The 13,535-nt window shown below is 44.9% G+C and carries 10 protein-coding genes; all 10 read left to right on the forward strand.

Translation table 11 applies throughout. The features are described 5' to 3' along the window. Positions 1 to 58: 58 nt before the first annotated feature. The 10 genes from BQ7997_RS15310 (at position 59) to BQ7997_RS15355 (ending at position 13,528) form a co-directional block, all read left to right on the forward strand. Positions 59 to 2,266, forward strand: a complete 2,208-nt coding sequence (locus BQ7997_RS15310) for a heparinase II/III domain-containing protein (RefSeq protein WP_073347461.1) — start codon at positions 59 to 61, stop codon at positions 2,264 to 2,266. Positions 2,267 to 2,289: 23 nt separating this feature from the next. Further along, positions 2,290 to 2,634 carry a cupin domain-containing protein gene (locus tag BQ7997_RS15315; RefSeq protein WP_044654309.1) on the forward strand — a complete coding sequence of 115 codons (345 nt, stop codon included), beginning with the start codon at positions 2,290 to 2,292 and terminating at the stop codon, positions 2,632 to 2,634. Positions 2,635 to 2,638: 4 nt separating this feature from the next. After that, complete coding sequence (locus BQ7997_RS15320; RefSeq protein ID WP_073347108.1) at positions 2,639 to 4,105, forward strand: MFS transporter; 1,467 nt, start codon at positions 2,639 to 2,641, stop codon at positions 4,103 to 4,105. A gap of 24 nt (positions 4,106 to 4,129) precedes the next feature. Further along, positions 4,130 to 4,882, forward strand: a complete 753-nt coding sequence (locus BQ7997_RS15325; RefSeq protein WP_008641349.1) for an SDR family NAD(P)-dependent oxidoreductase — start codon at positions 4,130 to 4,132, stop codon at positions 4,880 to 4,882. Positions 4,883 to 5,002: 120 nt separating this feature from the next. Continuing rightward, positions 5,003 to 6,205 (forward strand): alginate lyase family protein, encoded by a 1,203-nt coding sequence (locus BQ7997_RS15330; RefSeq protein ID WP_073347109.1) that lies wholly within the window; start codon positions 5,003 to 5,005, stop codon positions 6,203 to 6,205. Between the two features lie 48 nt (positions 6,206 to 6,253). Next, a complete protein-coding gene (locus tag BQ7997_RS15335; RefSeq protein WP_073347110.1) occupies positions 6,254 to 7,243 on the forward strand; it encodes an alpha/beta hydrolase in 990 nt (329 codons plus the stop codon). A 6-nt stretch (positions 7,244 to 7,249) separates the two neighbouring features. Next, entirely contained in the window at positions 7,250 to 8,143 is an 894-nt protein-coding gene (locus BQ7997_RS15340; RefSeq protein ID WP_073347111.1) for a polysaccharide lyase family protein, read from the forward strand. Between the two features lie 247 nt (positions 8,144 to 8,390). Then, positions 8,391 to 8,924, forward strand: coding sequence for an RNA polymerase sigma factor (locus BQ7997_RS15345; RefSeq protein WP_083589253.1), 534 nt, complete (start codon positions 8,391 to 8,393; stop codon positions 8,922 to 8,924). Positions 8,925 to 8,962: 38 nt separating this feature from the next. After that, positions 8,963 to 10,018, forward strand: a complete 1,056-nt coding sequence (locus tag BQ7997_RS15350; protein WP_073347112.1) for a FecR family protein — start codon at positions 8,963 to 8,965, stop codon at positions 10,016 to 10,018. Positions 10,019 to 10,168: 150 nt separating this feature from the next. Continuing rightward, positions 10,169 to 13,528 carry a SusC/RagA family TonB-linked outer membrane protein gene (locus BQ7997_RS15355; RefSeq protein WP_210436307.1) on the forward strand — a complete coding sequence of 1,120 codons (3,360 nt, stop codon included), beginning with the start codon at positions 10,169 to 10,171 and terminating at the stop codon, positions 13,526 to 13,528. The last annotated feature ends 7 nt before the right edge of the window (positions 13,529 to 13,535 follow it).

Here is a 13,535-nt window from a genome sequence, read left to right on the forward strand (position 1 = left end):
CGTGTAATCTGCGTAATCCGTGCCTGGATTTATTACATATATTTATTATGAACATAAGATGAGAAAACTTATTATTTGCATATTCATGGTTTTAGGTGGATGCCTCTTTTCATTTGCCCAACATCCGTCCCTTCTTTTCACACAGGAAGAAGTGAACGAGATTAGGGCAGGAAAGGGGACGGTACCCGCATTCGACAAATCTCTTTCGGAAGTGTTGACCGCAGCCGATGCGGCAATAAACTATCCTGTCTCCGTGCCGGTTCCGATAGACGGCGGCGGGGGCGTGGTACACGAACAGCATAAATCCAATTATTATGCGATGTTCCATTGCGGAGTTGCCTATCAACTGACCGGTGATAAGAAATATGCCGCTTACGTAGCTGATATGTTGGAAGCCTATGCAAAACTATATCCCACTTTGGGTTTCCACCCCTTACAACTTTCCCCTGTTCCGGGACGTCTGTTTTGGCAGACGCTGAATGAAAGTGTATGGCTGGTACATACAGCGGTCGCTTATGACTGTATCTATAACACACTTTCACCCAAACAGCGTTCCACTATCGAGAAGAACCTGTTTGTTCCGATGGCGGACTTCATCATGGACGGTATGGAGGACAACCATGCAAATAACAAGACTTTCAATAAAATGCACAACCATGCCACATGGGCTACGGCCGCCGTTGGCATGATTGGCTTTGCGATGAACCGTGAAGACTACGTAAAGAAAGCACTTTACGGCTCTGACGAAACAGGTAAACGAGGCGGCTTTATCCGCCAGATGGATTACCTGTTCTCTCCCGACGGTTACTTCACGGAAGGAGCCTACTATCAACGTTATGCCATTTGGCCTTTCGTCATCTTCGCCCAATGCATCGAAAACAAACTGCCGGACTTGAAAATCTTCAACTACCGGGACAACATTCTTTCAAAAGCCCTCTCCACATTGGTACAACTTTCTTATGAAGGCGAATTCTTTCATATTAATGATGCCTTGCTGAAAGGGCTTTCCGCACAGGAACTGGTATATGCGGTAGACATATTGTATAACGTCAATCCTTCGGACAAATCATTATTGTCCGTTGCAAATAAGTACCAGCATACTTATCTTCCTACTATCGGTGGCTTCAAGGTAGCCCGTGATATTGCCTGCGGGGAAGCTACTCCGATTATTTATCGCAGTAGTGTATTTCGTGACGGACGCAAGGGGGATGAAGGCGGCATAGCCGTAATCCGCTCTACAGACTCTAATCTGAATAGTGCTTTGACACTGAAAGCTACCTCACACGGCTTGAGCCACGGGCATTTTGATAAACTAACAATGGCTTATTACGACAATGGAAACGAGATTTTGCCAGACTACGGCGCTTCCCGCTTCCTGAACATCGAAGCCAAGTACAAAGGACATTATACCCGTGAAAACCAATCGTTTGCCAAACAGACTATTGCGCACAATACTTTGGTTGTAGATGAAACATCCAACTTTGCCGGAGATATGAAAATCTCTTCCCGTTATCACTCGGACATCATCTACCATGATTTCAACAGCGGACATTTTCAGGTAATGGTGGCAAAAGACACCAATGCCTATCCCGGAGTGGAGATGAAACGTACACTGGCTTACGTGACTACTCCTTTCCTGCAATTCCCGTTAATCCTGGATGTACTGCAAGCAAATGCGGACAAAGAGCACCAATACGATTACCCTTTATGGTATAACGGACATTTCGTCTCTCTGAACTTCCCCTATACCAAAGCCGGTAACGAACTGAAAACTCTTGGAACAAAGGATGGCTATCAGCATCTTTGGCTGGAAGCTTGGGGACAGAATGAGAACAAGAATACATCGAGCTTCACCTTCGTTAATAAGAATCGTTTCTATACTATCAGTACGGCGACCACTCCGCAGACAGAGATGAAAATGCTTCGCCTGGGAGCTAATGACCCGGACTTTAATCTGAGAAACGAGACTGCCTTCCTGATAAGGGAAAAAGCACGGAAGAACCATACATTCGCCACTTCCATCGAAACTCATGGAGAATATGACGTAGTAAGGGAAACTTCCAGTAACCTGACTTCCTCTTGCGAAGAAGTAAAAGTAGTGATGGATACAGCTTCCTATACAGTTGTAAAGGCTATATATAAAGGTGGACATTTTGTAATGCTTTGCCTTAGCAATACAGATAATAGTAAAGAGAAGAAACATAATCTGAGCATCGACGGTCTTAATTATACATGGAACGGCCGTTGCGGAATATTTATGAAATAAACAAACCATTAATAGACAAAAGTATGAAAACATGTAGTGAAACTTTTCAGTTTGAGAAAGATTTGAAGTGGGAAAACCCTGCTCCGGGTGTGAATCGTCAGATAATGGCCTATGACGGTCAGTTGATGATGGTCAAAGTAAAATTTGACAAAGGTGCGATAGGAAGTATGCACGAGCATTACCACAGTCAGGCAACTTATGTGGTGAGCGGCAAGTTCGAACTAACCATCGGCGACAAGAAAGAAATCCTTTCTGCCGGCGACGGTTATTATGTAGCCCCCGATGAGCTGCACGGATGTGTTTGTCTCGAAGCCGGTATCCTGATTGATACATTCAGCCCTGTGCGTGCAGACTTCTTAAACTTATAAAAGTATGAAGGTAAAAGGACTCCGATGGATGGTTATCGGATTAATCATGCTGATAACCATTATCAACTATCTGGATAGAGGTACGCTCAACTATATGTGGGTGGCTAATATCGACTATCGTCTGATTCCCGAAGCGGATGCACCGGCAGACAAAGGTAATCATGCCGTTCTGGCAGGAGAGCAGTATATCCTGACAGCCGCAAACGGTAATAAGGATTCTGTCAGCGTAGCCAACGTGCAGATGAAAGAGAAAAACGGCGTTACGTTCGTGACCAATCGTGAAGGTATCGCCATCGACCTCGGACTGATAGACCGCAATGACCCTGACGCTTCGCAGAAAGCGAAAGATATTCTCGGTCTGATAACTATCTTCTTTATGATAGCCTACGGTATCAGTCAGCTTGTCTCCGGAAAACTGTATGACAGGATTGGGTGCCGGAAAGGTTTCTTCTGGAGCGTACTCGTCTGGGGTACGGCGGATGCATTGGCATCTCTTTCACGGGGAATCTTCTCGCTGACCTTCTTCCGGATGATGCTCGGACTGGGTGAAGCCGGCCCGTGGCCCGGTACGACGAAAAGCAACGCCGAATGGTTCCCGCAGAAAGAACGTGCCTTTGCACAGGGATTGTTCGGGGCGGCGGCTTCCATCGGCTCTATCCTTGCACCGATTATTATCCTGATGCTGTTCATTGCCTTCGGCTGGAAACTGACTTTTATTGTAGTCGGCGGATTAGGATTGATTTGGTTGATTCCCTGGTTGATTATCAACAAGGAAGGCCCGAAGAAACATCCTTGGATTACAGAAGAAGAACGGACTTATATCTTGAGCGGTCAGCCTGAAAAGGAACTGAAGACAGAAGAAAAAGGAAAGAGCTGGGGCGAACTGCTCCGGGTGAAGAAGAACTGGTCTGTTATTTTAGGACGATTCTTCCTCGATCCTATCTGGTGGATGTTCGTGACGTTCCTGCCGCTTTATCTGGCAGATGTATTCCATCTGAATATTAAGGAAGTGGCATTCTCCGCCTGGGTTCCGTATGTAGGTGCGGCATTGGGAAGTATTGCCGGCGGCTGGTATTCCGGTTGGCTGATAAATCGGGGACATACGGTGAACTATGCCCGCAAGGCGGCTATGCTGATTGGCGGGATTATCATCATCCCGTCCATTCTGGCGGCTATCATGTCGACTACCGCTCCGGTTGCCATCATCTTTATGGCTTTGGTATTGGGAGGCTTCCAGTTTTTCATGACGAACTTGCAGACCATTCCGAGCGATTTGCACAGCGGCAAGTCTGTCGGTTCACTGGCAGGACTGGGTGGCGCTTCGGCCGTATTGGGCACTATTCTGGCAATCCTTTTTGCCAGTTATATTACGAATTGGATATTATTATTCAGCCTGTTGGGAGCTTTGGTGCCGCTATCGCTGTGCTCCATCTTCCTGACAGTAGGAGAGATTAAACAAATAGATAAATAAACGTATTTTAAAAACAAGACAATTATGAAATTAGAAGGAAAAGTAGCTATCGTGACAGGTGGCGCGCGCGACCTTGGTCGTGCAATATCAGTGAAACTGGCAGCAGAAGGCGCAAAAGTTTGCCTGAACTATTTCGACAATGAAGCCGATGCACAGGAAACACTGGCATTGATTAAAAACGTCGGTGGCGAAGCAATCGCTGTTCAGGGTGATATGACAAAGGCTGCTGCGGTAAAGAATCTTTTTGCAGAGTGCAACAAGGCATTTGGCGACAAGGTAGATGTATTGGTGAATGTAGTAGGCGGAATTGTAGGCCGTAAGAAAATCACCGAACAGGACGAAGACTGGTATGACTTCCTGATGGATGTCAATATGCGTTCCGTATTCCTCTGTACCCGTGAAGTGGTTCCGATGATGCCGGCAGGCGGCTCTATCGTCAACTTCTCTTCATTGGCTGCACGCGACGGCGGTGGCAACGGAGCTTCCATGTATGCAACCGCGAAAGGTGCGGTAATGACATTTACCCGTTCCATGGCGAAGGAACTCGGCCCTCAGGGAATCCGTTGCAACGCTATCTGTCCGGGTACGATTGCCACTTCTTTCCACGACCGCTTCAATACGCCGGAAAACCGCGAACGTATGAAGGCTTCCTACGCATTGCGTCGTGAAGGAACTGCCGATGAAGTTGCCGACTTGGTTTGCTTCCTCGCCTGCTCCGAATCTTCTTACCTGACAGGTACGAACATTGATATTAACGGTGGTTGTTTCTTCTCTTAAGGAAGAAATCTGATACCGTTATTCTGAACATAGTGAAGAATCTGCTCTTTGGCAGATACCGGGAGCAGGTTCATCGCTTCGTTCCGAATGACATACTTACCTACTTTAAAGAAAATATTTATGAGACGAATCTTTGCCATATGGGCTGTATGCCTCTGTTGGGGGATACTGAATGCCGCCCCCTTAGGCCCGTTTAATGCAACATTGCTTGAACAGCTAAAAAACGACTATCAGAAAGGTGACAAGGAAGTCACCCGGTACATTGAACTTCAGGAAAAGGTGGCAGAGAAATATATAAAGATGACTCCTCTGTCGGTAACTGCCAAAAAGAAACTACCCCCCAGTAAAGATCCTCGGGATTATATGACCTTATCTCCCTACTGGTGGCCTGATTCTACAAAAATAGACGGACTTCCCTACATCCGGAAAGACGGTGAACGCAATCCTGAAGTCTACGAATACCCCGAACGTGAGAATGCCAACCGTTTTGGCGATGCCGCTTTCTGTCTGGGGGTGCTCTATTATATCACTGGAAAAGAAGTCTACGCCAAAGCATGTACCGATCATTTAAGAACATGGTTCACAGACCCGGAACTAGGCATGAACCCGAATATGACTTACGCCCAAACCGTGCCGGGCATGAAGAAAATGAGAGGTTCGGGCTTTATTGACTCGCGCCGTTTCAGCCGTGCGTTGGGTATTGCCAAACTGATAGAAGGCTCTGAAAGTTGGACTCCCTCGGACAAGAAAAAACTCGATGAATGGGCTACCGCTTTCTGCTACTGGATGGAGAACAGCACGCAAGGGCAAAGGGAATCTCATGCAGCCAACAATCATGGCTTGTGGTACGAAGCCATCCATTTGATGGTACTGGCTTACTTGGATCGTACCGACCGCATCCGCGAAGTGGCTGAACAAAGTATCCTTCCCAAAATGGGTGCGCAGATTGCCGATGACGGTTCGTTGCCTCAGGAGTTGAAACGAACTCTCTCCCTGCATTATTCAACTTTCGCTTTGGAAGCCTTGATGGAAGCCAACCAGATCACGAGCCAGATAGGCATCAACTTATGGAGCACCCCCGCTTCGAACGGGAAAGTGGCTTCACAGGCAGTAGAGTATCTGTACCCCTATTACCTGAATCCCGAAAGCTGGAAATTCAAACAGATTAAGCCTTTCGACCAGTCCCGTGCTGCCATTCTTCTCTATGAAGCGGGAACGGCATTGGGCAATCAGAAATATGTCGATACGGCAAAGCGCATCGGTCTGAAATACAGTACGTCTGATGTGGAAACGATACCGTATCTGATTTTAAAGAAGAAATAAAATCTGAAGAAGAAATAAAATTATCCTCACCTAATATAAAGTGATAACATGAAATTGAAACTGATTCTTTGTTTGTGTATGCTACCGCTTCTCTGCCTTGCGCAGGAAGCTCAACTACAGCAGTTCTCCAACCGTTACGGCATGAAGATGACGCGGAACGACGACGGTTCTTATTCGTTGCTGTATGCCAAGAAATATGCAAAGTTCATTGATGTGAATACCATTCCCGACGTGATGGTTCCCTATACCTATCAGGCAGACCGCTTGAAAAGCAAGGACTACAAAGGAGTAACCACCAAGGACATTGTTTACAAGAAACATAAGGATTATGAACTGACACTCACAGTAGACTTTGCAGAGACGGATAAACCTGCTCCTTTTGTGGTTTACATCCACGGTGGCGGATGGGCACGGGGCAATAACGGTTCGTCTAGGTCTTTATCCCAGTATTTGGCGAAACAGAGAGGTATAACAGGTGTTCGTGTCTCCTACACATTGGCTCCGCAATCCGATGCAACTGTGAAAGTCTCTATTCAGGATATTCTTGACGCAGTGAAGTATGTCCGTGAACATGCGGCAGAATTGAACATTAACCCCGACTGTTTCGGATTTCTGGGTACTTCTGCCGGCGCGCATTTGGCTGCGGTGGCTGCAATGATCGTTCCCGGAACAAAGGCTTTTGTCGGCTATTCCGGTATTTATGACTTGGAAAAGGCTGCTATCACCATGAAGACGAAAGATCCTCAACGCATCGCATATTTCTGTGACCGGAATCCGAAAGTGCTTCGTGAAGCTTCTCCGGTCAATCTGATTCCGAAGAAGAATGTTCCCGCTTCCATGTTGGTATGTGGCACATGCGATGTTACAGTAGAGTGCGAGCAGAGCGAAATGTTTGCATCGGCTTTAAAGAAAAGAGGGGGAGTCTGTGACTTGTTGAAGTATGAGTACTATGACCATAACGTCAGTTCGAAGACTTCGGACAAGATGGAAGAGATTTTCTTCAAGTCGGTAGATTTCCTGACCAATCATATTAAATAAATCCAGATGAGAAAAGGAATCCTGTTCTTGGCCCTTTCTGCCTTTATCGCCTGCTCCAACAGTTCGTCGGAAGTGATAGATGATAAAGAACAACCAAAACCGGAGCAACCGGTGGACGGCACATTGATTGCCGACGGCAATAGCGAAAAAACGTATGATCTGATTAAACGTTCGGGCTATAACCATGAAGCTCCCGACTCTTCGCGCGAACATAAGGCTGCGCATTTTCAGCATATTCAGCAGGTGCATGACAACCAGTTGGATAAGTATGTATTCGCTTTCTTTATTCATGCTGCGATAGATGATGACCGTGGACTGGCAAATATCACCGACCGTCAGCGTAATGAGATAAAGACGGATAACAAATCACCCAAAAGCCTTGTCGGGCAAAATGGGGAGACTATGGCATTCCGTTGGAAATTCTGTTTGCCGGCAGGATTTCAGACGACGACCAAATTCTCCCATCTTCACCAGTTGAAGGGCATTGATAATTCATCGGGCACGGCAGACGTCGGCTCTCCGCTTATCACCCTGACTGCTTATTCCAACAGCGGCAGCAAGGGTGGTCAGCAACTGCGCGTACGTTATGACAAACGTGGCGGAAGCACTACTACCCTTGCCAATACAGACCTTGCCGGTTTTCTCGGCAACTGGGTAGAGGTAGAAGAAAAAGCCTGCTTCGGTGAAGACGGTTCGTATGAAGTAACCATCACACGTATCAAAGACGGAAAGGTACTCTTAAAGTTCGGCCCTGAAAAAATGGATATGTGGCGCACGGACTGTACGGGACTTCGTCCCAAATGGGGTATTTATCGTTATTTGGGCGAGAACCGGAGTTGGCAAGACCAGTTGCGTGACGAAGAAATCCGTTTTGCCGACTTCTCCATCAAGAAGCTTTAGAGAGGGATTTTAAAGAAAACCTTAGAAAAGGACAGACTGGTAGTTTTGTCTATTATGGTGGTCTCCTGTCCGGGATATACTTTCGGGTATATTTTCGGGTGGGAGATTGTCGTTTAGAATGTTTCTATAAGCATCATCTTTTTCATCAAAGCAAAAAAAGTATAGAAAGTCTTCCCTAAATAATATATTTAAGTAACTTTGCTTCATCTCGAATTCACGTTGAACTTTAAGTTGTTATACTATTGGAATGGGAAAAAGTGCAGATTGGATGAAGGAAGAGAGGTTTAAATCCTTCTTTACTCAATACTACAAAGAGCTCTATTATTTCGCCTGTGGATATGTGAAAGATACATGTATTGTAGAAGATATCGTCAGCGAGTCTTTCGTCAAGTTGTGGGCAAATATGGAGAATATCCAGGAATTTGCTGTGAGAAGATATTTACTGCAAACAGTGAAAAATGCCTGCATTGACTATCTGCGCACTCAGAAAGAATTTTTCCCGGTGGAAGAATGTTATACGTTGGCAGATTTGGATGAGAATCCGTTAGACTATCTTATCTCCCAAGAAGATGAATCCCGTATCATTACTGCCATAAAAGAACTTCCACAACGCTATCAGGAAACTTTAAAGCTCCGAAGTTTTGAAAAACTCAAATATAGTGAGATTGCCCAAAAGATGAATATATCCGTAAATACGGTGAAATCCAATCTGCGTGAAGCCATCCTTATTTTAAGGAAAAAACTGGGAATCTTGCTAATCTTTATTTTTTTTCAGATTTAGACCCACCCTTTTTCTAACCAACATCGTCTTTAATATATATGCAGGAAAATAATAACATAAATAGGATAAATGAACTGATATCTTCTTTCTTTGAAAAAGGATTATCGGAAAAGGAACGGACTGAACTGAAAAAGATACTGGAAAATCCGGAGAATAAACGCTATTTCAGGGAAGCCTATACCATCGAACTGGTCGCAAGGAATATGAAACCTGATAATTATATGGATTCTGCCTACGACAGGGTGATGGATACTATCAAGGGAAAATCTCATGCCCGCCCTGTGCAAAAGAGAAGGTATTTGTTGGTGTGGAAGAATATTGCTGCAGTCATCTTGTTCACAGTATCTTGCTGGGCTGCTTATGAATGGGGAAGTCGTACTGATAGTCTTATAGACGGCATTACTGAAGTAAATGCCCCTTTAGGTTCCAAGTCCGTTTTAAGTTTGCCGGATGGTTCTGTTGTGACATTGAATTCGGGTAGTAGCATCGCATACGCCAAATCTTTCGGAACTGAAGTGCGGAAGATTGAACTGCACGGAGAAGCTTTCCTGGAAGTACAGAAAGATAAGAAGCCATTTATCGTTTCCGCCAAAGGAACGGAGATAACAGTATTGGGAACCAGCTTCAATGTGAAAGCATATGATGACGAGGATATTGTAGAAACGACGCTGGTTAAAGGCTCTGTGAAAGTGAAGCCTGATACGGGCCGGGAAATTCCTGAAGTCTACTTGAAACCGAACGAAACCGTCCTGATTTGTAAGAAAAATAAGGATGATATACAGGTAGAACTTAAGAAAGATGTGAATACCCTGTTATACACATCCTGGAAAGACCCTAAATGGATAATTCAGAAGGAGACATTAGAAAGTATAGTCAAGAAACTGGAACGCAAGTATAAAGTAGAGATAAGTATCCAGGACGAACAGTTGAAACACTATAAGTTTACTGGAATCCTGATGGATGAAACGATACAGCAAACACTCGACTTGATGAGGGATACGGCTCCTATTGACTATTGCTGGGAACAGGGAGTGATTAAGATCAGAATGGATAAGCAGCGAAGTAGAGACTTTGAAAAGATAATGAGCAATTGACCTTAAAATGTTTAACTTTATAAATTAATATGACGCCTATGAGACACATCTGACCGAGAAAAATGCAAGGTCGAAGAAAAGGGTAATTCCTTCGACCTTAATTAAATTGTCCTAATCACTAATTATTAAAAACAATTTATTCACAAAGATATGAAAAAATATCTGAAAGTAAAATTCTTGCAGTCAAGAATTGCGGGATTCCTATGCCTGTTTTGTTGCCTTGTCATGTTCACTTCCGAATGTTACGGGCAACAGTCGAAACGGGAAAAAATAACTTTGAATGTCACTAATCTCCCTGTCAGAGAGGTAATCGGGAATATTGAAAAGCAGACTGATTATCGTTTCTTCTATTCGGAGAACCTGAAAGATTTGGATAGACCGGTTTCTGTCAAATGTGAGAATGCAGGGATAGAATACGCAATGCAGAAGATCCTGTCCGGCACTTCTCTGGATTACAAGATAAATGAGAACCGGGTTGTTTCAATTGTTCCTAAAACTCAGTCGAAAGAAAAGCTGCAACGGTTGAACGGTTCTATTATTGATGAGAAAGGAACGCCCCTGATTGGTGTGTCCGTACTCATAAAGGGAACCTCGCAAGGTACAATCACTGATATTGACGGAAAGTTCCATTTGGATAATGTAGAGCCATCATCTACTGTCGTTTTCTCCTATATAGGATATGAAACGATAGAGAAACCGGTGAATGGGAAAAGGGAACTGACCGTTATTCTGAAAGAAAACTCTCATTTGCTGAAAGAAGTGGTAGTAGTCGGCTATGGTGCGCAACGGAAAGTAAACTTATCCGGGGCGGTGTCGATGGTATCCGTTGACGAGCAGTTATCCGGCAGGTCTATTTCAAGCACTTCCACTGCATTAAGCGGATTAGTGCCGGGATTGATGGTACAGCAGTCCAGTGGCATGGCAGGTAAGGATGGAGCTACTTTGAGAGTACGCGGATTGGGTACGGTCAATAACTCGGTTCCTTTGATTGTGGTGGATGGTATTCCCGATATAGAAATAGACAGAATTGACATGAACGACATAGAGAGCATATCTGTATTGAAGGATGCCTCTTCATCAGCGGTCTACGGCTCAAGAGCGGCTAATGGCGTTATCTTGATTACAACGAAGAAAGGTAAGTCCGGGCGGGTGAATGTGAATTATTCGGGTAATTTCTCCGTTGGAAAAGCTACCGGTTTCTATGATTTCCTTGCTGACTATCCGAGGGCACTGACATTGCATAACCAGGCAGCGACAAACGGTAATAGCGGTGCTATTTATAAGGACGGAACTATTGACGAATGGATGGCCAAGGGAATGGTAGACCCGGTGCTGTATCCTAATACCGACTGGTGGGATGTTATCTTCCGTTCTCCTTTTACACAAAATCATAGCTTGTCTGCTACAGGCGGAAATGAGAAAGGGACTTATTATCTGTCTATCGGTTTGCTGGACCAGGAAGGCTTGATGATTAACAATGATTACAGACGCTATTCTTTCCGCGTGAATGTAGACCAAAAAGTAGGCAACCACTTTAAGGTAGGCTTGAACGCAGCAGGACAGTGGTCGGACCAGGTATATCCGTTGGACGAAGGATTGCTCTCTTATGGAAATGCTTCTACATGGGAGATGGTCAGAACAGTGGCGGGTATCTTGCCGCAACACCCGGTTACGGGAGAGTATGGCGGTGCGATGGCATATGGTGAAGATATTCTGGCTACTAACCTTTTGTCTAAGTATAGCGTGAACAATAATAAGCTGGAGCGTAAGGACTTTAACGGTATGGCTTTTCTGGAGTGGCAACCCTTGTCGTTTCTCCAGTTCAGGGCAGATTATGGCCTGACCTACCGGAATGACTTTACAAAATCGTGGAGTATGCCTACTATTCTGCAGAATTTCCAGACAGGATTGCCTGGCTATGAGACTGTGACAAAGAGTACCGGTATCACGGATTATACGCGCGAACGTACAAAAACAATTCTGAACTTGCACGCTATCTATAACCAGGAAATTTTCAGCGGACACAATTTGCGTTTCCAGTTTATATACTCCGAGGAGTACTGGCACGAAAGGTCACAAAGCAGTTCGCGGAATGACAGGTTCCACCCGAACCTGACGGAAATAGATGGTGCGGGAGTGACTACCCAGTCTACCGGCGGTTCGTCCAGTAAAGAAGGTTTGCGTTCTATTGTCACCAAATTGAATTATGATATACATGACAAATACATGTTGCAGGCATTGGTACGTTGGGACGCGTCGTCCAAATTTTCTAAGGGACACCAATGGGGAACATTTCCTTCCGTATCTGCCGCATGGCGTTTTTCGGAAGAAGGATTCTTTGAACCGTTGAAGGATGTAGTTTCTAACGCGAAAATCAGAATGTCCTGGGGAAAAGTCGGGAACAATTCCGGTGTAGACCGTTATTATCAGAAAGATACCTATAACTCTTATCCATACACATTCGGAGATAACATACTGGTAGAAGGATATGCCCCTTATAAACTGATTGACCCGAACTTTACCTGGGAATCTACCGCTATGACCAACTTGGGCCTGGAACTCTCTTTCTTTAACAACCGCCTGAAGATGGAACTGGACTTATATAATAAACTGACAACGAGCATGATTCGTCCGGGACAAGTATCCAGACTCCTGTCGGGGCTGGAAGCACCTGACCGGAATATTGGGGAAATGAGAAACCGGGGAGCCGAAATCTCCCTTTCCTGGCAAGACCAGATAGGTGACTTCTCCTATGGTATCGGAATCAACTATTCATATAATAAGAATAAGTTGCTTAAATGGAATGAACGGTTAGGGCGCGGAGATAAATTCCTGGGATATCCCTACGAAATGGTTTATACGTACAAGGCTATCGGAATCGCGCAGACATGGGAAGAGATAGCTAATGCTCCTTATCAGAATGATAACCTGGCTCCCGGAGATTTATTGATGGAAGATATCAATGGCGACGGAGTGATTGACAGCAATGACAAGGTAGCCATGCCCAATAGCATGCGTTACATCCCTACGAGTGATTTCAGTATCAACTTCAATGCAGACTGGAAAGGATTTGATTTGAGCATGCTCTTTCAGGGTAATGCGGGAAGAAAGAACTTCTGGCTGGATAACTTCAATAATGTAAACGTATACACGTCCCGTTATGCTTTTCAGGAACACCATCTGGATACCTGGTCGCCCGATAACCGGGGAGCGAAATTCCCGCGCCTGACATCAGGCAGTAACGGCGGATTCAATCAGGAACAATCCACTTTCTGGCTGTATTCATGTGATTATATCAGACTGAAGAATATCCAGTTAGGATACCGGATACCCTCGAAACTCCTTAAATATATAGGTGTGAGCTCGGCACGTATCCATATATCGGCGGAGAATCTGTTTACGATTACTAAATGGCCGGGTTTGGATCCGGAGAAACTTCCTAAAAGCGGTTCGGAAATACCTTATCCGCTCATGAAGAATTATTCTTTAGGTATAAATGTAACGCTTTAAAACTATA

The organism is Bacteroides congonensis (assembly GCF_900130125.1).
In the GTDB taxonomy this organism is placed as follows: Bacteria; Bacteroidota; Bacteroidia; order Bacteroidales; family Bacteroidaceae; genus Bacteroides; species Bacteroides congonensis.